17 protein-coding genes and 1 other RNA gene are annotated in these 19097 nt (G+C 63.3%); 10 read left to right on the top strand and 8 right to left on the bottom strand.

Translation table 11 applies throughout. The features are described from left to right. Positions 1-58: 58 nt before the first annotated feature. The 7 genes from AAGS40_RS06470 to ffs form a co-directional block, all read right to left on the bottom strand. The gene (locus AAGS40_RS06470; protein ID WP_345813953.1) at positions 59-871 is read right to left on the bottom strand and encodes an ABC transporter ATP-binding protein; all 813 of its coding nucleotides are present in this window, start codon (positions 869-871) and stop codon (positions 59-61) included. A 58-nt stretch (positions 872-929) separates the two neighbouring features. Further along, complete coding sequence (locus AAGS40_RS06465; RefSeq protein WP_345813952.1) at positions 930-1967, bottom strand: ABC transporter substrate-binding protein; 1038 nt, start codon at positions 1965-1967, stop codon at positions 930-932. A 102-nt stretch (positions 1968-2069) separates the two neighbouring features. After that, a complete protein-coding gene (locus tag AAGS40_RS06460; RefSeq protein ID WP_345813951.1) occupies positions 2070-3362 on the bottom strand; it encodes a CaiB/BaiF CoA-transferase family protein in 1293 nt (430 codons plus the stop codon). 57 nt (positions 3363-3419) lie between these two features. Continuing rightward, positions 3420-4016 (bottom strand): recombination mediator RecR, encoded by a 597-nt coding sequence (gene recR, locus AAGS40_RS06455; RefSeq protein WP_345813950.1) that lies wholly within the window; start codon positions 4014-4016, stop codon positions 3420-3422. A 453-nt stretch (positions 4017-4469) separates the two neighbouring features. After that, positions 4470-4796: a YbaB/EbfC family nucleoid-associated protein gene (locus tag AAGS40_RS06450; protein WP_345813949.1), complete on the bottom strand. Its 327-nt coding sequence runs from the start codon at positions 4794-4796 to the stop codon at positions 4470-4472. Between the two features lie 59 nt (positions 4797-4855). Beyond that, positions 4856-7585, bottom strand: coding sequence for a DNA polymerase III subunit gamma/tau (dnaX, locus tag AAGS40_RS06445; RefSeq protein WP_345813948.1), 2730 nt, complete (start codon positions 7583-7585; stop codon positions 4856-4858). Between the two features lie 309 nt (positions 7586-7894). Then, an RNA gene (gene ffs, locus AAGS40_RS06440) (signal recognition particle sRNA small type) lies at positions 7895-7993 on the bottom strand. Between the two features lie 443 nt (positions 7994-8436). Here ffs and trxA point away from each other — a divergent pair. From trxA to AAGS40_RS06400, 8 genes are all read left to right on the top strand, one after another. Then, a complete protein-coding gene (trxA, locus tag AAGS40_RS06435) occupies positions 8437-8763 on the top strand; it encodes a thioredoxin TrxA (RefSeq protein ID WP_006048864.1) in 327 nt (108 codons plus the stop codon). Between the two features lie 237 nt (positions 8764-9000). Continuing rightward, on the top strand, positions 9001-10269 hold the full coding sequence (rho, locus tag AAGS40_RS06430) for a transcription termination factor Rho (RefSeq protein ID WP_006048863.1): 1269 nt from the start codon (positions 9001-9003) through the stop codon (positions 10267-10269). A gap of 165 nt (positions 10270-10434) precedes the next feature. Then, entirely contained in the window at positions 10435-11034 is a 600-nt protein-coding gene (locus tag AAGS40_RS06425; protein ID WP_345813919.1) for a MerR family transcriptional regulator, read from the top strand. Positions 11035-11036: 2 nt separating this feature from the next. After that, a complete protein-coding gene (locus AAGS40_RS06420) occupies positions 11037-12593 on the top strand; it encodes an MFS transporter (protein WP_345813918.1) in 1557 nt (518 codons plus the stop codon). A gap of 15 nt (positions 12594-12608) precedes the next feature. After that, the gene (locus AAGS40_RS06415; protein WP_345813916.1) at positions 12609-13442 is read left to right on the top strand and encodes a M90 family metallopeptidase; all 834 of its coding nucleotides are present in this window, start codon (positions 12609-12611) and stop codon (positions 13440-13442) included. A 144-nt stretch (positions 13443-13586) separates the two neighbouring features. Continuing rightward, positions 13587-13853 (top strand): type B 50S ribosomal protein L31, encoded by a 267-nt coding sequence (locus tag AAGS40_RS06410; protein WP_345813915.1) that lies wholly within the window; start codon positions 13587-13589, stop codon positions 13851-13853. Between the two features lie 318 nt (positions 13854-14171). Next, positions 14172-15932 carry a glycosyltransferase family 39 protein gene (locus tag AAGS40_RS06405; protein WP_345813914.1) on the top strand — a complete coding sequence of 587 codons (1761 nt, stop codon included), beginning with the start codon at positions 14172-14174 and terminating at the stop codon, positions 15930-15932. Between the two features lie 2 nt (positions 15933-15934). Next, positions 15935-17314: an MATE family efflux transporter gene (locus tag AAGS40_RS06400; protein ID WP_345813913.1), complete on the top strand. Its 1380-nt coding sequence runs from the start codon at positions 15935-15937 to the stop codon at positions 17312-17314. A 1-nt stretch (position 17315) separates the two neighbouring features. Here AAGS40_RS06400 and AAGS40_RS06395 read toward each other — a convergent pair whose 3' ends face one another. Further along, a complete protein-coding gene (locus AAGS40_RS06395; protein WP_345813912.1) occupies positions 17316-17558 on the bottom strand; it encodes a hypothetical protein in 243 nt (80 codons plus the stop codon). Positions 17559-17856: 298 nt separating this feature from the next. On the opposite strand from AAGS40_RS06395, the gene AAGS40_RS06390 reads away from it, so the two are divergent. Together AAGS40_RS06390 and AAGS40_RS06385 are read left to right on the top strand one after the other, a co-directional pair. Beyond that, on the top strand, positions 17857-18453 hold the full coding sequence (locus tag AAGS40_RS06390; protein ID WP_345813911.1) for a helix-hairpin-helix domain-containing protein: 597 nt from the start codon (positions 17857-17859) through the stop codon (positions 18451-18453). A 78-nt stretch (positions 18454-18531) separates the two neighbouring features. Further along, entirely contained in the window at positions 18532-18960 is a 429-nt protein-coding gene (locus AAGS40_RS06385) for a YidB family protein (protein ID WP_345813910.1), read from the top strand. Positions 18961-19097: the final 137 nt, after the last annotated feature.

Genomic DNA, 19097 nt, shown 5'->3' with positions numbered 1-19097 from the left:
TTTGACGATTGTTCGACGCGCATACCGGAGCGCATCACCGCGAAGCGACGGGACGCGACTAGACGGCGGTCAACTGCTGCTGATAGCCTTTGAGTACTTCGTCGCGCAGCACGCTCCAGATCTGCGCGTGCAACTCGACGAAACGCGGATGCGCGCGAATCTCGGCGACGTCGCGCGGACGCGGCAGATCGATCGTGAACTCGCCGATCGGATGCGTGCCCGGTCCCGCCGACAGCACCACGACACGATCGGACATTGCAATCGCTTCGTCGAGATCGTGTGTGATGAACAGTACGGCTTTGCGCTTCGCGGCCCACAGGTCGAGCAACTCGTTCTCCATCAACTGACGGGTCTGGATATCGAGCGCCGAAAACGGTTCGTCCATCAGGATGATGTCCGGATCGAGAATCAGCGTCTGCGCCATCGCGACACGCTTGCGCATGCCGCCCGACAACTGGTGCGGATACCGGTCGCCGAAGCCGCCCAGACCGACGCGCTTGAGCCACTCGTCGGCCTTCACGCGCGCCTGCGCCGCCGGCACGCCGTGGAACGCAAGGCCGGCCATGACGTTGTCGATGGCGGAGCGCCACGGCATCAGCGCGTCCGCCTGGAACATGTAGCCCGCGCGCCGGTTGACGCCCTTCAGCGGGTCGCCGAACACACTGACCGTGCCCGTGGACGGCGTCAGCAATCCGGCGCCGATGTTCAGCAGCGTGGACTTGCCGCAGCCGGTCGGGCCGACCACCGACACGAATTCGCCCGGCGCAATGCGCAGCGTCGTGTCCTTGACCGCTGTGTAACGCTGCGCGCGCTTATCGCGCGCAGCAAACGTGCAGGTGATGTTTTCGAGCGCCAGGGCGGCAACAGTCATCGTTCGGCTCGCTTGGAAGATCGTGGTCGGGCTGCTCACGCAGTCGCTGCGGCGGCACTCACACCTTGACGGTAGCGAGCGCTTTCTTCACGAAATCGTTGGTCCACGTCTTCGACAGATCGATCGGCTTGCCCTGCACGTTCGGATCGAAAGCCTGCAGCGTTTTGAGCGACGTCGCCGGACCGTCGGCGGGCATCAGGCCGTCGGGCGACATGGCTTCCTTCACGTGCTGCCACGCGTCGAGATACACGGCGCGATCGCCCAGCAGATAGCCTTCGGGCACCGTGTTGATCAACTCGCTGCCGGTGGCCGTTTGCAGCCACTTCAGCGCGCGCACCATCGCGTTGGTGAGCGCCTGTGTCGTATTCGGATTTTTCGTGATGAACGTTTGCGACGCATACAGGCAACCGGCCGGCATATCGCCGCCGAACACGCTGCGCGTGTCGGCGAGTGTGCGCGTATCCGACACCACGCGAACCTCCCCGGTGCGCTCGAGTTTCGTGATGACCGGGTCGAGATTGGCGATGGCGTCGATCTGTCCGGACTGCAACGCGGCAATCGCGCCGGCGCCCGCGCCCACCCCGATGAACGCGACGTCCTTCGCGCTCAGCCCTGCTTTGGCCAGCACGAAGCTCGCCATGATCGAGGTCGACGAGCCCGGCGCCGTCACGCCGATTTTCTTGCCCTTCAGGTCCGCGATCGACTTGTAGTTGGGCATCGTCTTCTTCGACACCGCCAGCACGATCTGCGGCGCGCGTCCTTGCAGCACGAACTCGCGAAACGATTGCTTTTGCGCCTGCAACAGCAACGTATGTTCGAACGCGCCGGAGACGACGTCCGCGCTGCCGCCGACGGCCGCTTTCAGCGCCTGCGAGCCGCCCGCGAAATCGGAGATTTCGACGTCGAGTCCTTCGTCTTTAAAATAATTGCGGCGCTCGGCAATGGTGAGCGGCAGGTAATAAAAGAGATTTTTGCCGCCGACCGCGATCGCCACTTTGGCGGTTTCCGGCTTGCCCTGAGCGAAGGCAAGCGGCGTGGCGGCGAGCGTCGCGCCCGCGAGCGCGGCGCTACCGGCGAGGAAAGTTCTGCGTTGCATGGTCTTCAGTCTCCAACTCTTGTTATCCGGTTTTTTATCGGCTTTCATTTTTGCCGCGACGCGTGGGACGCCGCTCGCACGACGCCCCGCCCGGCTGCCGCGCTAGACGATCTGTTGCGCGTGCAACCTTGCAATGTGGTCTGCATCATAACCTAGCGATTGCAGGACTTCATCGGTATGTTCACCCAGTTCCGGACCGAGCCAGCGGGTTTCGCCGGGCGTGTCGGACAGCTTCGGTGTGACGCCGGGCAGCGTGATGTCCTGACCATCCTGCCATTTGAAGCGCTGGATCATCTGGCGTGCCATGAACTGCGGATCGGTGAACATGTCGGCCACGCTGTAGATGCGGCCTACCGGCACGTCCGCCGCGTTCAGCACGGCCAGCGCTTCGTCGATCGTGCGCGTGGCGAGCCAGGCCGCGATCGCGCCGTCGATTTCCTGCGTGCGCGGCACGCGGCCGTCGTTATGCGCGAGCGCCGGATCGTTCGCGAGATCGTCGCGGTCGATCGCAATCATCAGCCGCCTGAAAATCGGATCGCTATTGCCGCCGATCACGATGCTGCCGTCGCGGCACGGATAGGTATTGGACGGCACGATGCCCGGCAGCGACGCGCCCGTGCGCTCGCGCACCATGCCGTACACGCCGTATTCGGGCACCACGCTTTCCATCATGTTGAAGACGGCTTCATACAGCGCGACGTCGACCACCTGCCCCTTGCCGCCGTTCACCTGCTTGTGATGGAGCGCCATCAGCGCGCCGATCACGCCGTGCAGAGCGGCAATCGAATCGCCGATCGAAATGCCAATGCGCGGCGGCGGCAGATCGGGATAACCGGTGATATGCCGCAAGCCGCCCATCGACTCGGCGATCGCGCCGAATCCGGGTCGGTCGCGATACGGCCCGGTTTGACCATAGCCGGACAGGCGCACCATCACGAGGCCCGGATTGTCCGCCGACAGCACGTCATAGCCTAGCCCAAGTTTTTCGAGCAGACCAGGCCGGAAATTCTCGACGACGATGTCCGCTTCTTTCGCAAGACGCCGCACGATGTCCTTGCCCTCTTCGGCCTTCAGGTTGACCGTCACGGACTTTTTGTTGCGCGCCTGCACGGCCCACCACAACGACGTGCCGCCCACTTCCGGATAGAGCTTGCGCCATTTGCGCAGCGGATCGCCGCCCTTTGGGTCTTCGATCTTGATGACGTCGGCGCCGAACTCGCCGAGAAAGCGGGCGGCGAACGGGCCGGCAATCAGCGTGCCGAGTTCGAGCACCTTGACGCCGGCGAGCGGCCCTCGCGATGGACACGTTGCGCGATCGGACTGTGCAGATTGACTGGATGGACCGGAATGGCGGTCGGGCGCGGCGCCCGCGCCTGATTCGGGGGTGGCGCTCATGTGTCTCCTCGTTCTCGTTTGACGGAAGTGACGGCGGCACGTTCGCGCCGCCACGCACTACATGGAGCGACGGTCGAGCATGGCGCGGGCAATCGTGCCCGCATCGACATATTCGAGTTCGCCGCCCACCGGCACGCCGCGCGCGAGACGCGTCACGGCGAGACCGCGCGCCTTGAGCGTCTGACCGAGATAATGCGCGGTGGCTTCGCCTTCGTTGGTGAAATTGGTGGCGAGCACGACTTCCTTGACAATGCCGTCCGACGCTCGCCTGACCAGCCGGTCGAAATGAATCTCTTTGGGACCGATGCCGTCGAGCGGACTCAGACGTCCCATGAGTACGAAATACAGGCCGCGATAAGTCATGGTCTGCTCGAGCATGATCTGGTCGGCGGGCGTCTCAACCACGCATAGCAGCGCGGGATCGCGCTCTTCATCGAGGCACACCTCGCAGATCTGCGCTTCGGTGAACGTGTTGCACTTTTCGCAGTGCCGCAGATGCTCGGTGGCGAACAGCAGCGATCGGCCGAGCTTTTCAGCGCCGTCACGGTCATGTTGCATCAGGTGGTAGGCCATGCGTTGCGCAGACTTGGGCCCGACTCCGGGCAGCGCGCGCAGCGCTTCGACGAGCGCCGACAAGGCGGAAGGTTGTTTCATGCGGATCGGCGTCGAAGTAGGAGATGCCTGATATGCGGGTTGCAATGCGGTGATTCAACGGCTGCGTGGCGCCCGGCGCAGTTCCGGCGCAGGCGCGACGCTTCGACAGCAGGCGCGGCGCTTTGACAGCAGGTGCCGCGCTTTGGAGGCAGGCGCGGCGCTGTGGAGGCAGGCGCGGCGCTTTGACAACAACCGTGCCGCTTCGGCAGCCAGCGCCGCGCGGACCAGCAGGCGCACCGAGCGATGCAGACGTGGCGCAGCCAGTCCGTCATGCGGAGCGCCGCCGCGGCGTATTTCATGCAGCACATCGGCTGCCGTCAGTGCGCCGTTTGTATTGCCGGACACATGCGGCAACGACGACGCAAGCCGCGCAACCGCGACAGACCTTTTGATGCGTCGCGAGCGCAGCAGCGCTGCCGACCAGCAAAGCGCGACGCCGCGCCGCCCACGCGCTTAGAACGGCAGCTTGAATCCCGGCGGCAGCGGCAGGCCCGAGGTCATGCCGCCCATCTTCTCCTGGGCAGTGGCTTCGGCCTTGCGCACGGCGTCGTTGACCGCGGCCGCGACGAGGTCTTCCAGCATGTCCTTATCGTCCGCGAGAAGGCTTGGATCGATCGACACGCGGCGCACGTCGTTCTTGCAGGTCATCGTGACTTTCACGAGACCGGCGCCCGACTGTCCTTCCACTTCGATCAGCGCAAGCTGCTCCTGCATCTTCTTCATGTTTTCCTGCATCTGCTGGGCCTGTTTCATCAGCCCGGCGAGTTGGCCTTTCATCATGGAAATGCTCCTTCGTAAAAGCGTGAAATTCGGAAAAACGCGTGCTCTGACGCGGCGAATCAGTGAGCGGACGACGCGCCGTTCGAGCCGGCGTCCGGCGTAATCGGGCGGATGGAGCCCGGCACGATACTCGCGCCGAATTCGCGGATCAGCGACTGCACGAACGGATCGGCGCCGATTTCGCGCTCGGCCTCCTGCTGACGCCGCGCACGCATGGCAGCGTCGTGCGCGGCCGCCGTGCGGCGCGCGGCGCCGACTTCGACCAGCACGTCGACATTCTGGCCGAGCCGCTCGGCAAGCGCCGCCTTCAGCTTCGCGACCTGCGACGCTTCCGCATACTGCGGCACCGGCACGTTCAGTTTGAGCGTGGTGCCTTCGAGCGCCGTCAGTTCGCTGTTGAACGCGAGCTGATACGCAATGCCTTTGAGCGGCAGATCGACCGCCAGCGCGGGCCAGTCGCCATTGAAACCCAGCGGGTCGAGCGGCACGGCAGGCGGCAGCGGACGCTGATCGACCACCGGCGCCGGCGCGGCGGCCGCCGCGCCATTCATGCGCATGTCGTCCGGACCGCTGTCGAAGGCCGGCACGTCATTGTCGTCTGGGAAGCCGTAGTAACCCTCGTCAGCGGCGGTGAGCGGCATGTACTCGTCAGGCGGCGGCATATCGTCCCAAGGCGGGACGGATGACCCATTCTGCTCCGTGGCGCTGCGCTGCGCGGGTCTCGCGGACTGCTCGCGTTGGGCTGTTTGTGATGCGGTGTTCCGGCCGGCCGACGCATCATGCGCGGACGCAGCGGCGCTCTGGTCCGACACGCGGCCTCGCGCCGCAGGGGTCGGCACCGGCGCACGTGACGCTGCGGGCCTGGCGGCGGCTGGGTTGGGGGCGGCTAGTTTGGACGCGGCTGGTTTGAGCGCGGCCGATATAGGCGCCGCCGATATAGCGGTAGCCGGCGTAGGTGTGGCCGGCTTGGGCGCAGCCGGCTTCGCGACGCCCGCAGCGCTCACGCGCCCTCGATCCGACGACACCTTGAGGCCGGCAGAACGCAGCACGTCGAGTGCGGCACTCGCACCGCCCGCGCGACGTGGCGCAGTGTCTGCCGCAGGCGGCAGTTCTTGCGACGCGGCCAAAGGTGCGGCCTCCTCGGCACGCGCCAACGCTGCGGCAGCAGGGCCACTGAGCGGGGTCGAGGGCGCGGGTTCGTCGGGCGCAGAGATGGTTCCGGATGCTGACGGGGCTTGAGCCACCGACGACACGGCGCGCGGCGCGGAGGCTGTCGTAACTTCGGGTGCTGAAGACGATTCCGAAACTTTTGGTTCAGCGACGGGTGCGGGCGCGGCCGCTATGGATGCCTCCCCTTGCGCGGGCGGCTGGGACGTTTGGGACGTTTGCAAAGCGTTCGCTGACGGGGATCCGGCGGGTTCGTCTTCCCACGGTGCGAGCGCTCGCGCGGCGTTCCCGCCCGCCAACCCGTCGCGAGGCGTCTCCCCCTTACCCACGGACGCTTCGAAAGTCGCCGCAGCGGCCATGCCCTCATCCGCCGAAGCCACGGACGTTGCAGCAGCCGACGCCGACTTGACCGACGCCGCCGACCCGCCCTGCTGCGCAGCCGTCACCGGCGAGCCCGCACGTCGCGTAGCCGGCGAGCCACCCGCTCCCGATTGCGTTGATGCAGACGCGGGACCCGCCGCACCGCCGCCGCCCGTCGGCGCTGGCTCGAACGCGAGCATGCGCAACAGCGTCATCGTGAAGCCCGCGTATTCGTCGGGCGCAAGGCCCAGTTCGCTCCGGCCGATCGTCGCGATCTGGTAGAACAGTTGCACTTTTTCGGCGCTGAGCACGCCGGCGAAACGACGCAGGTCCGCAGCTTCCGGCCACTCGTCGAGCACCGACGAGGGCGCGAACTGCGCCCACGCAATGCGATGCAACAGGCTCGCCAGATCCTGCAACGCCGTTGAAAACGACAGGCTGCGCAGCGCCATTTCGTCCGCGATCGCGAGCACGGCCGCGCCGTCACCGTCCGCCAGCGCGTCGAGCAGGCGGATCAGGTAGCTCTGATCAAGCGCGCCCAGCATGCCGCGCACCGCTTCCTCGTTCACCTGATTGGCCGAATAGGCGATCGCCTGATCGGTCAGCGACAGCGCGTCGCGCATCGAGCCGTCGGCCGCACGAGCGAGCAGGCGCAGCGCCTGCGCGTCGTAGGGCACGCCCTCTTCGCCGAGAATGTGCTCGAGATGCGACACGATATGGCCCGCCGGCATCTGCTTCAGATTGAACTGCAGGCAGCGCGACAGCACCGTAACCGGAATCTTCTGGGGGTCAGTAGTGGCCAGAATGAATTTGACATGCGAAGGCGGCTCCTCCAGCGTCTTCAACATTGCGTTGAACGCGTGGTTGGTCAGCATGTGCACTTCGTCGATCATGTAGACCTTGAAACGCGCGTCGACTGGCGCATACACCGCGCGCTCCAGCAGCGCCGCCATTTCGTCGACACCGCGATTACTCGCCGCGTCCATTTCGACGTAATCGACAAACCGCCCTTCATCAATCTCGCGACACGCGCGGCACACGCCGCACGGCGTGGAGGTCACCCCGGTTTCGCAATTCAGCGCCTTCGCAAAAATACGCGAGAGGGTGGTCTTGCCGACGCCGCGTGTGCCTGTAAACAAATAGGCGTGGTGCAGACGGCCACCATCGAGCGCGTGCGTGAGCGCGCGCACCACGTGCTCCTGTCCGACGAGCGAGGCAAAATCCTTCGGCCGCCATTTGCGTGCGAGAACTTGATAGGTCATTTGGAAATTGTATCAGTAACACTGCCGCGCAAATCGTTTCGGAGCGGTGCGCGAGCACACGCTGCCGCCTGATTGAATCAGGCTAAAGCCGCGATAGAAAAAAATAGTTCAGGCAACGGATAAACGCTTCGGCAGCACCCAGCGAGGTTGCCCTCGAGCACAACACGCGCGCAAAGCTCATAGGCTGGGAGCGGGTGGCGAGCGAGACAACGGGCCACTGCGATAAAACTCGAAAAATAGCGGACAGCCAACGCGGAAAACAGCGAACAGCCGATAGGGAGAGAACTGCGCGGAGAACAGAAGGAGGAAGGTGACGAGCCTGACCCTCGGCACTGGTGGAAAACGGCTGTGGCTGCTTCGTTCCCGACCTGACCAGGTTGACCATCCCTCCATGCGAGGAGGCCCGTCACGAAAGATTCTATCATCCCTCGGCCCGTCGCGCGACTGTTAATACGACCAGAACGCTTGCGATGCGCCGAATCGCTAACCTCATCTCATATAAACAGCAATGCGCCGACGCGTGTGCCAAGGCACTTGAGTTTGCGTGGCGAGCCGCCAGATAGAGGATGTCGCTGTTGAAGAACCATGTGGCACTTCACTGGCAGCTCCCGGCCCCGCTGCCCCTGATGGGTACTATCGCCCCCGGCAACGCATAGCGAATTAAGCTAAACTGGCATTCGAATGACCCGCACATGTGAGGCTTGAGCGTACTCCCGAACCAGTTTGACAGTTCGCGGCGTAAGCTGAACCGGCTTCGGGTGGCGGCAAAGCGAACGGAAGTTTCCCCTGGTTTTTGACGTATCGTGGCGAGCAATTCAGGCGGGCCTCGAACCGATAGAGGTATTCATACAATGAGCGAACAAATCAAGCATATTAGCGACGCATCGTTCGAACAGGACGTCGTTAAATCCGACAAACCCGTGCTGCTCGATTTCTGGGCTGAATGGTGCGGTCCGTGCAAGATGATCGCGCCGATTCTGGACGAGGTCGCGAAGGACTACGCCGATCGCCTGCAGATCGCCAAGATCAATGTCGATGAGCACCAGTCCACGCCGGTGAAGTTCGGTGTGCGCGGTATCCCCACACTGATCCTGTTCAAGAACGGCGCTGTCGCCGCGCAGAAAGTTGGCGCATTGTCGAAGTCGCAACTCACCGCTTTCCTCGACGGCAACCTGTAAATTGGCTATGACTGCGTGCCGCGCGTCTTGCAGACGGCGCGGCACGCAATGCCGACGCGTGTTGTCAGTCGGCAACACGCCGGCCGGGAAAGATGCCTGTCCGTCGCACTGGCGGAAATTGGCGTGTGCTATGCTAGAATCCGCAAAACGTCGAAAAGACGTGTAAGTCCTTGAGCGGTTCCGCTCACTCTCCTCCCAGATTTCATTTCGTCGCACCTTCTCCTGCGGGTTCTCCGTATGCATTTATCCGAGCTTAAGACTCTGCACGTGTCCGAATTGATCGAGATGGCCAATGGCCTCGAGATCGAAAGTGCGAACCGCCTGCGCAAACAGGAATTGATGTTCGCCATTCTAAAAAAACGAGCCAAAACGGGCGACACGATTTTCGGCGACGGCACGCTCGAAGTGCTGCCGGACGGATTTGGTTTCCTGCGTTCGCCGGAAACCTCCTACCTCGCCAGCACGGATGATATTTACATCAGCCCGTCGCAAATTCGCCGCTTCAACCTGCATACGGGCGACACGATCGAAGGCGAAGTGCGTACGCCAAAAGACGGCGAGCGCTATTTCGCGCTGGTGAAGGTGGACAAGGTCAACGGCCAGCCGCCGGAGGCCTCGAAGCACAAGATCATGTTCGAAAACCTGACGCCGTTGCACCCGAACAAGGTGTTGCTGCTCGAACGTGAAATGCGTGGCGAAGAAAACGTCACGGGCCGGATCATCGACATGATCGCGCCGATCGGCAAGGGGCAGCGCGGCTTGCTGGTGGCGTCGCCGAAGTCCGGTAAGACCGTGATGCTGCAGCACATTGCGCACGCCATCAAACAGAACCATCCGGATGTCGTGCTGTTCGTGCTGCTCATCGACGAACGCCCGGAAGAAGTGACGGAGATGCAGCGTTCGGTCGCAGGCGAAGTGATCGCCTCCACGTTCGACGAACCGGCAGCCCGTCACGTGCAGGTTGCCGAAATGGTGATCGAAAAGGCCAAGCGCCTCGTCGAAATGAAAAACGACGTGGTGATTCTGCTCGACTCGATCACGCGTCTCGCGCGCGCATACAACACCGTCGTGCCGGCCTCGGGCAAGGTGCTGACGGGTGGTGTGGACGCCAACGCGCTGCAACGGCCCAAGCGCTTCTTCGGCGCGGCGCGCAATATTGAGGAAGGCGGTTCGCTGACCATTATCGGTACGGCGCTGATCGAAACCGGCAGCCGCATGGACGACGTGATTTACGAAGAGTTCAAGGGCACCGGCAACATGGAAGTGCACCTCGAACGTCGCCTGGCTGAGAAACGCGTCTACCCGTCGATCAATCTGAACAAGTCGGGCACGCGTCGCGAAGAACTGCTGATCAAACCGGAAGTGCTGCAAAAGATCTGGGTGTTGCGCAAGTTCATTCATGACATGGACGAAGTCGAGTCGATGGAATTCCTGCTCGACAAGATCCGTCAAACGAAGAGCAATTCGGAGTTCTTCGACATGATGCGTCGTGGCGGCGGCAGCTAAGGCTGTTGCGCGCGATTCAGAAAAACCGCCCGCCCGGGCGGTTTTTTTCGCGTGCAGTTCTGAAGCCGAATCCATCGTGAAAACAGCAAACCTGTACGTGAACGTACACGTTGACGTACAATGCGCTTTTGCCAACCACCCAACGAGCGAGACCAAGGGCAGCGCATGCCGGACGACGCCTCCTCCCTGATGACCGTACGCGAGGCCGCCGAACGCCTCGGCGTCACGGCGCGCACGCTGAAGTATTACGAGGAACGCGGGCTCGTTTCGCCGACTCGCAGCGAAGGCCGCTATCGTCTGTACGACGAAGAAGACCTGCAGCGCTTTGGCCGCATATTGCGCCTGCGCTCGCTCGGATTTTCGTTGCACAGCATCACCGAGATGCTCAAGCGTCCACTCGAGCCGGTCGACGGTGCTCACCGTTATTCAACGGAATCCCTGCAGCAGATTCGCGACGCCATTGCGCAGCAGGTCCAGGCGCTCGACGCGCGCATCGAGAGCATGCGGCGTGAACTCAAGGAAGCGCACAAGCTGCGCGCCGAGCTGAGCCCGGATCTCGACTATCTGGAGCGGCGCCTCGCCGGCGAAAACGCCGACGCGCTGCTCGCTCGACGCCGCGGCTCCGTGACCAGAGCGCGCGCCGCATCGGCATCGCCTGCGAAACGCCCGGCCAGAGCGAGCAAGGCCAAAGACAAGGCCCCGCACACAAGCACCCACACCGATCCGAACACACGCACTCCGGACGAAGCGGCCCCGGACGAATGAGCATGAATGCCACCCAGTCCCGCGCACCCCTTTTCAGCGTCGCCAAACTGCGCGGCGATTTTTTCCCGTGGGTGCTCGCGATCGTCACCGGCCTCGACTACTTCGACAACTCGATCTTTTCTTTTTTCACAAGCTATATCGCGGGCGGCCTCAACGCTTCGCCCGACGAGCTCGTGTGGGCGTCGAGCGCGTACGCCGTCGCCGCCGTCCTCGGCATCCTGCAGCAGCAATGGTGGGTGGAACGCTTCGGCTATCGGCGCTACGTGGCCGGTTGCATGCTGCTCTATTCGGCCGGCGCGCTGGCCGCGACAGGGTGCGAATCGTCGGTCGAACTCGCGTTGGCGCGCGGCTTCCAAGGCTATTTCATCGGCCCCATGATGGGCACCTGCCGTATCCTGATCCAGATGAGCTTCACGCCGCAGCAGCGGCCGGCCGCTACGCGCGCGTTCCTGTTACTGATCGTGCTGTGCAGCGCGCTCGCGCCGCTCATCGGCGGACAGCTCGTCAGTCACTTCGACTGGCGCGCGCTTTTTGCATGCACTGCGCCCGTCGGCGTGCTATTCGCCGTGCTAGCGCTGCTCGCGTTGCCCGACGCCGGTAACCGCCTGCCCGAGGAACGCGGTTCCGCGCATTTCTGGCCGTATCTGATCTTCGCGTTCGCGCAAGGCGCGCTGCAAATCGTGATGCAGCAAGTGCGCTTCCAGTTGTTCAGCGGATCGCCCGCATTGATCCTGCTGACGGCCACGGGCATCGCCGCGCTAGGCTGGTTCGCGTGGCATCAGTGGCATCATCCGTCGCCGCTCGTGCGTCTGCACGCGTTGCGCGAAAAGGTGTTCCGAGCCGGAATCGTGCTGTACATGTTCTACTACTACATCTCGACCGCCTTCAGTTATCTGATCTCGCGCTTTCTGGAAAGCGGCCTCGGCTATCCCGTCGACAACACGGGCCAATTGGTCGGCGTGACGTCGCTGGTATCGGCCAGCGCGCTGTTCGTCTACCTGCGTTACGCGAAGGTGCTGCCGCGCAAGAAGTGGATCATCGTGCCGGGTTTCGCGGTGGCTGCGTTCGCCGCCGCGTGGATGACGCGCATGTCGCCAGGCGTCGGCGAAGCGGCCCTGCTCGTGCCGCTGCTGTTGCGCGGCCTGTTGTTGCTGTTCATCGTGTTGCCTGTCGCCAATCTCACGTTCCGCATTTTCGCGATCGAGGAATTCACGCACGGCTATCGTCTCAAAAACATCGTGCGACAGTTGATGATCTCATTTGCAACGGCGTCGGTGATTATCGTCGAGCAGCATCGACAGGCTTTGCATCAAAGCCGCCTCGCCGAGTTCGTGAATCCGTACAATCCAGTGTTTCAGAACGCGCTTGCCGCGTTGACGCGCGGCTTCACCGTCGCAGGCCGCTCGCCTGCAGATGCGCACGCGCTCGCGGTCGTGGAGATCAGCCGGTCAGTCGCACAACAGGCGAGCTTTCTGACTTCGCTGGACGGCTTCTACTTTCTGATCGGTATCGCGATGTGCGGCGGGATATTCGCCGCGTGGCAGAAACAGATCGACTAAAGGCTTCATCAGGCGATGCTTTCGAAACTCACTCAATGGCTGGGCACGCGCCGCCGCGATCGCGCATTGCGCGACTACGCGATCGACGACGCCCTTTGGCAAGCCACGCTCGGCGGCCTGCCCTTTCTCGCACACCTCGAAGCAGCCGATCTGGCGCGACTGCGCGAACTGAGCAGCCTCTTCATCTCGCAAAAAGAGTTTTCGACCGCACACCAGCTCGAACTCACCGACGCGATGACGGTGGCCATCGCCGCGCAGGCCTGCCTTCCGGTCTTGAACCTCAGTCTGGATCTGTACCGCGGATGGGTCGGCGTGATCGTTTATCCGGGCGAATTCGTGATCCGCAAAACGGTCGAGGACGAAGACGGCGTTGTCCACGAGATCGAGCAGGACGCGAGCGGCGAAGCGTGGGAAGGCGGCCCGGTCGTACTCTCGTGGGAAGACGCGCAGATGACGGACGGCACGGACGCCTACAACGTCGTGATTCACGAATTCGCGCACAAGATCGACATGCTCGACGGCAACGCGGACGGCCATCCGCCATTGATGCGCCGCTGGCACGCGCCGCTCGACGCGCAGGCGTGGGCCGACGTGTTCGATAACGCGTACGATCATTTCTGCGCGAAAGTCGACGCCGTCCCGGAGCGCCGCTGGGCGCGTTTTGAGCGCGATTCGCTGATCGATCCCTATGCGGCGGACCATCCGTCGGAATTTTTTGCCGTGTGCAGCGAGGCGTTGTTCGTCAAGCCGCAGGCGTTCGAGGCCGAGTATCCGGAGCTTTACCGGCTACTCGCCCGCTTTTACCGGCAAGACCCGGCACGCGTCGGCCTCCAGTTCGGTTCACCGTGAAAAGCCGGCATAACATTCGTCAACCGACTGATTTTCTGGCATAATCGCGGTTTTTCGACCCTAGGCAAGTGGCTCGCGCCAAGATGCGGTCCGCTTAAAAACGGCTGCACGCGGGTTGGCTACCGCCAGATTAAAGGAAAGACCATGAAAGAAGGCATTCACCCGAATTACCGCGAAGTCCTGTTCGTCGACGTGTCGAACGACTTCAAGTTCGTGACGCGCTCGACCATCCAGACGCGGGAAACCGCCGAATTCGAAGGCAAGACCTACCCGCTCGCCAAGATCGAAGTGTCGTCGGAGTCGCACCCGTTCTACACCGGCCAGCAAAAGATCATGGACACGGCAGGCCGCGTCGAGAAGTTCCGCAACAAGTTTGGCTCGCGCGCTACCGGCAAGGCAGCCGTGAAGTAAATTCTGCGTCGCCGCTGGCTCCGGCCAGTTGCACAGCAGGAATCAGAAGGGCAGCGCGAGCTGCCCTTTTTTTGTCGCCACGCCAGCGCACGTCAGTGCACCACCTGGTGTTGTGTGCTTGTCACAGACTTTCCGGTTTTCGCTGCGAGCGATTACCGGCCGCGCCTTTTCCGGCCGCGCCTTTACCGGCCGTACCGTTACCGGCCGTGACGCGCGCCGCACGGCACGACTACAATGCCGGATGCTCCAGAACGGACCATTCCAGCCGGACAACCCGTCCGGTCCCGGCTGCACCGCTTATCCATATCCACACACCGCATGAGACCTGTCGTTCGCCTCACTGCCTCCGCGACAAGTGCGTTGCCGCGCTGGCTGTTGCTGACCATCTGTATCGTCTACGCCGCGTTCGGCCTGTTCGGCCGCGATCCGTGGAAGAACGAGGACGCGGCGGGCTTCGGCGTCATGTGGACCATGGCCAACGGCGGCGCCCACGACTGGCTGCTGCCGAATCTGGTCGGCAAATATCTCACTGAAGACGGGCCGCTCGGCTACTGGCTGGGCGCCAGCGCAATCCGCCTGCTGGCACCCTGGGTGGACGCGAGCAACGCGTCACGCGTCTTTACCGGTCTGCTGTTCTGCGCGGGCTGCGCGTTCGTCTGGTACGCGGCCTATCTGCTCGGCCGGCGTGCCGAAGTTCAACCGTTCAAATACGCGTTCGGCGGCGAGCCGGAGCCGCGCGATTACGGCCGCACGCTCGCCGACGGAGCGCTGCTGATCCTGCTCGCCTGTTTCGGTCTTGCCGAGCGCGGCCACGAAACCACGCCCCAACTTGCTCAGTTCGTCGGGATTGCGATGCTCGTGTACGGGCTCGTGCGAATGATCGACAAGCCCATTCAGGGGGCAATGATCTGGGGCCTCGCAATCGGACTCGTTGCGCTGGCAAGCAGTCCGGTGCTGGTCGGCGCGTTGCTGCTCGGCACCTTCGCCATGGCGCTGATCGTGCGCGAGACGCGTTCGCGCTGGCTGCTGCTGGCCGGCTTGCCGGTCGCGCTGCTGGTGTCGATCTCGTGGCCGATCGCCGCCCTCGCCGCTTTTCCCGACGACGCCGTCTGGTACCTCAACCAATGGGTGCACGTCAGCCTGAGTTCGTTTGCCGGGCCGCCCGGCTCGGTCGCCGCTTACGCGCTGAAAAATCTGCCGCTTTTCACGTGGCCCGCGTGGCCGCTCGCGGTGTGGGCGTGGTTCAGCTGGTCGGGACTGCGCCGCGCGCCGCACGTGGCGATTCCGCTGTCGGTGATCGGCCCGCTCTTCGTGCTGGTCGTGCTGCAGAGCCATCAGTCGAACCGGCTCTACATGCTGCTGCTGCCGCCGCTCGCGGTGCTCGCCACGTTTGCGCTGCCCACCCTGAAGCGCGGCGCGATCAATGCAATCGACTGGTTCGCTCTGCTGAGCTTCACGATTCTCGGCAGCTTCGTGTGGCTCGTGTATATCGCGGGCCTCACCGGTTTCCCGCATCCTCTGGCACGCAACCTGGCGCGCCTCGCGCCGGGCTTCGCACCGCAGTTCAAGATCCTGTCGTTCGTCTGCGCGGTCGCCGTGACGGTGTGCTGGTTCGTGCTCGTGCAATGGCGTCTCGCGCGTCATCCGAAAGTCCTGTGGCGCAGCGTGGTGCTCTCGAGCGCCGGCACCACGTTGATGTGGGTGCTGCTCATGACGCTGTGGCTGCCGGTGGTCAACTACAGCCGCACCTATAAGGACGTTGCGCAGCAGATCGCGAGCCATCTGCCGGAGGACTACACGTGTATCTCGCCCGTGCGCCTCGGGAACGCGCAGATCGCGACGTTCGCGTATTTCGGCGACATGCACTTCTCGTTCGACCAGGACTGCGACGTGATCCTGCGCCAGGACACGCAGGAGTACGGCGACCCGAGCGCGATGTCCAACTTCGTGTGGAAGCTGGTGTGGGAAGGCCGCCGGGTGGCCGACCGCGACGAGCGGTTCCGTCTTTACGTGCGCATCGATCGTCCGAAGCCGCCGGTTCCCGTCAAACGCCGCAACTGGCATAAGAAGTCCGACTGACCATGTTCGCCGACGTACGCAAAATCGCCGGGCTCGCGTGGCCCGTGCTGATTGGGCAGCTGGCGATCATCGCGTTCGGCGTGATCGACACCGCGATGGTCGGCCGCTATTCGGCGGTGGATCTGGCTGCACTCGGCCTTGGGTCGTCGATCTATATTTCCGTATATATCGGGTTGACCGGGATTCTCACCGCGCTTCAGCCGATTACCGCGCAACTGTACGGCGCGCGCCGCTACAACGAAATCGGCGAAGAAGTGCGCCAGGCGCTGTGGCTTGCACTGGCGCTGACCGTCGTCGGATTTCTGATTCTCTATTTTCCGGAGTTCCTGCTGCGGCTCGCGCGTGTACCCGCGGCGCTGCATGCACGCACGGTCGGCTATCTGCAAATTCTCGCGTTCGGCCTGCCCGCCGGACTCGCGTTTCGCGTCTACAGCTCCGTCACGAACGCGGTCGGCAAGCCGCGGCTCGTGATGATCCTGCAACTCGGCGCGCTGCTGCTGAAATTTCCGCTGAACACGTGGTTCATCTTCGGCGGGTGGGGTGTGCCGGCGCTGGGCGGTCCAGGCTGTGCGCTCGCGAGCACGACGATCAACTGGGCGCTGGCGGTGCTCGGCATGGTGCTGTTGACGCGCGTCGAAGTATTCGCGCCGTTCGGCGTTTTCACGCGCTTCTGCTGGCCGGTCTGGCGCCGGCAGGCAGCGCAATTGCGGCTCGGCATTCCGATGGGACTCTCGTACCTGATCGAGGTGACGTCGTACACGTTCATGGCGCTCTTCATCGCGCGCTTCGGCACGACCACGCTCGCGGGTCATCAGATCGCCGGCAATATCGGCGCCGTGCTGTACATGACCCCGCTCTCCATTGGCATTGCCTCGTCGACGCTGGTCGCTCAGGCGCTCGGCGCACATCGGCCGGAAGCAGCACGCACGCTGTCGCGTCACGGCATCGTGATGGCAGTGGCCATTGCCTGCTGTTACGGCGCTATCGTACTGGTGCTGCGGCCGTTCATCATCGCGGGCTATACGCCGAACGCGCAGGTCGCGGCTGCGGCCATGCCACTCGTGCTGATCGTTGTCTGCTATCACCTGTTCGATGCGTTGCAGATCACGAGCGCGTTCGTGCTGCGTGCGTATAAGGTCGCGGTGGTGCCCACGGTGATTTATGCCGTCGCATTGTGGGGCGTGGGCCTTGGCGGTGGCTATGTGCTCGGGTTCGACGTGGCAGGTCTCACGCCCGCATGGCTGACCGGCGCGCGCGGATTCTGGGTTGCCAATACGGCGAGCCTGGCAATCGCGGGAATCGGCCTGCTGCTTTACTGGCGCACGGTGAGCAAGCGGTATTTGCGAGCGAACGCGGCGCATCGGATGGATGCAGCGGCTTGAGCTACTGGCGGCCGCTGCCTTCGCGGAATGAAGCGACGCCAGCAGTGGATCGCGCTTCGTCATAAGCGATCATGCGGACAATCTCGCCCAGCCTGCGCGGCAACCCGGCTATCCGCGCCAAAACCGCATCCCCATGCGCCATCGGCAGATCGCGCCGCTGTGGCGTCGTAGGCTGTCCCTCGGTTTGCTCGACAGCAAAAGCTTGTATCACGGCGATCGGCGAGACGGTCGTTTCAACGCGCATCGGGTTTAGGACTTCCGGTGCGTTTCAGATCAAGCAATCGCATTGTCATTTGTCCACCGGATCATTGTTGATAGCGCGGACTTGATCGATAAACTCACAACAGCTTAATTCCAATGCAAAAGGTTTAAATATTGTCTGCGCCGATTTACTTGTCACGAATCGATCGGTATAAATCGACCGCCTCTGCAAATAGGCACACGCGATTGTCCTATGCTTAAGCGCAACGCCCGCCGACAGAATGTGAGGTCCTGAGTTTTTCCTTGCGGCTAACTTTTTTGCCCTCAATGGAGTGCTTGCTATGCTGAAGAAGCTGTTCATGCTTTGCGTTGCTCTGGCTTTGTCGCTGTCGGCCGGATTCGCGGCGGCGGTCGAAGTGAACTCCGCCGATCAGGCGGCGCTGGAGTCAGTCAAGGGCATCGGCCCCGTGCATGCGAAAGCGATCATCGACGAACGCAGCAAGAACGGGCCGTTCAAGGATGCCGATGACCTCGCCAACCGGGTCAAGGGCATCGGATCGAAATCGGTGGTGAACCTCGAAGCAGCCGGCTTGACGATCAACGGTTCGACCGCGCCGCCGGCCGGTGCCAAGGCCGCCAGCAAATCCGGCAGTACCGCCAGCACCAAAGCTGCACCGGCCGCCACGACAGCCGCGACAACGCCGGCCACGACCGCCGCCACCACCGGCGCCACCACGGCGGCGTCCGCGCCCGCGGCGGCGTCTGGTACGAAAAAGTCGAAAAAGAAGAGCAAGGCGGCGTCCGATACAGCAGCCGCGCCTGCGCCGGCCACTATGGCGGCGTCCGCGCCGGCCGACGCATCCGGTACCCAGGCATCGAAGAAAAAAGCGAAGAAGAGCAAGGCGGCCTCCGCGGCGGCAGCCTCGGGCGGTGCGTGACCAACCTTGCCGCGCCACCGCGCGGCGTTTTAACCCGCCGGTCCGCCATTGGCGCGCCGGCCTTCAACAGAGATCGTCATGAGCCTACTCGACACTATTGGTTCCCTCGTTGGCAAGTCGCCTGAAGGCGGCGGCCAGCAGGCCCTCATTGCAACCGCACTCGAATTCGTCAACAGCCAGCCGGGCGGCCTGAATGGGCTGATTGAACGTTTCAGGGAAAAGGGCCTGGGCGACGTCGTCACGTCCTGGATCAGCAACGGCGAGAATCAGCCGATCAGTCCCGACGCGCTGCATAGCGTGCTCGGCTCGGACACGGTGACCAACCTTGCAGCCAAAGCCGGCGTTCAGCCGGACGAGGTCACCGGGCTGCTGTCGCAAATTCTGCCGCACGTGGTCAACGCGGCGACTCCGGAAGGCCAGGTGCCGGCCGAAGGCAAACTGAACGCGACGACGGTGCTCGGCGCGCTGGGTGGGCTGTCGTCGCTATTCGGTAAGGGCAGTGCCTGAGCGGGATCTGAAAGTACGCACGTCGGCTGTCGCACCGGAGCGATAGGAGTCGCACAAATAAAAAAGCGGCAACGAAGTCACCTTCGTTGCCGCTTTTGCATGAATGCCGGAGCGGCTCAACCTTCGCCGCCGCTCCG

It is taken from the genome of Paraburkholderia sp. PREW-6R (assembly GCF_039621805.1).
In the GTDB taxonomy this organism is placed as follows: Bacteria; Pseudomonadota; Gammaproteobacteria; order Burkholderiales; family Burkholderiaceae; genus Paraburkholderia.
Note: the sequence above shows the minus strand (reverse complement) of the source record. Positions and strands in the feature narration are given on the sequence as shown.

Excerpts from the sequence above, each read along its gene's own strand:
- AAGS40_RS06470 (WP_345813953.1), bottom strand. The coding sequence starts at position 871 with ATGACTGTTGCCGCCCTGGCGCTCGAAAACATCACCTGCACGTTTGCT.
- AAGS40_RS06465 (WP_345813952.1), bottom strand. The coding sequence starts at position 1,967 with ATGCAACGCAGAACTTTCCTCGCCGGTAGCGCCGCGCTCGCGGGCGCG.
- AAGS40_RS06460 (WP_345813951.1), bottom strand. The coding sequence starts at position 3,362 with ATGAGCGCCACCCCCGAATCAGGCGCGGGCGCCGCGCCCGACCGCCAT.
- recR (WP_345813950.1), bottom strand. The coding sequence starts at position 4,016 with ATGAAACAACCTTCCGCCTTGTCGGCGCTCGTCGAAGCGCTGCGCGCG.
- AAGS40_RS06450 (WP_345813949.1), bottom strand. The coding sequence starts at position 4,796 with ATGATGAAAGGCCAACTCGCCGGGCTGATGAAACAGGCCCAGCAGATG.
- dnaX (WP_345813948.1), bottom strand. The coding sequence starts at position 7,585 with ATGACCTATCAAGTTCTCGCACGCAAATGGCGGCCGAAGGATTTTGCC.
- trxA (WP_006048864.1), top strand. The coding sequence starts at position 8,437 with ATGAGCGAACAAATCAAGCATATTAGCGACGCATCGTTCGAACAGGAC.
- rho (WP_006048863.1), top strand. The coding sequence starts at position 9,001 with ATGCATTTATCCGAGCTTAAGACTCTGCACGTGTCCGAATTGATCGAG.
- AAGS40_RS06425 (WP_345813919.1), top strand. The coding sequence starts at position 10,435 with ATGCCGGACGACGCCTCCTCCCTGATGACCGTACGCGAGGCCGCCGAA.
- AAGS40_RS06420 (WP_345813918.1), top strand. The coding sequence starts at position 11,037 with ATGAATGCCACCCAGTCCCGCGCACCCCTTTTCAGCGTCGCCAAACTG.
- AAGS40_RS06415 (WP_345813916.1), top strand. The coding sequence starts at position 12,609 with ATGCTTTCGAAACTCACTCAATGGCTGGGCACGCGCCGCCGCGATCGC.
- AAGS40_RS06410 (WP_345813915.1), top strand. The coding sequence starts at position 13,587 with ATGAAAGAAGGCATTCACCCGAATTACCGCGAAGTCCTGTTCGTCGAC.
- AAGS40_RS06405 (WP_345813914.1), top strand. The coding sequence starts at position 14,172 with ATGAGACCTGTCGTTCGCCTCACTGCCTCCGCGACAAGTGCGTTGCCG.
- AAGS40_RS06400 (WP_345813913.1), top strand. The coding sequence starts at position 15,935 with ATGTTCGCCGACGTACGCAAAATCGCCGGGCTCGCGTGGCCCGTGCTG.
- AAGS40_RS06395 (WP_345813912.1), bottom strand. The coding sequence starts at position 17,558 with ATGCGCGTTGAAACGACCGTCTCGCCGATCGCCGTGATACAAGCTTTT.
- AAGS40_RS06390 (WP_345813911.1), top strand. The coding sequence starts at position 17,857 with ATGCTGAAGAAGCTGTTCATGCTTTGCGTTGCTCTGGCTTTGTCGCTG.
- AAGS40_RS06385 (WP_345813910.1), top strand. The coding sequence starts at position 18,532 with ATGAGCCTACTCGACACTATTGGTTCCCTCGTTGGCAAGTCGCCTGAA.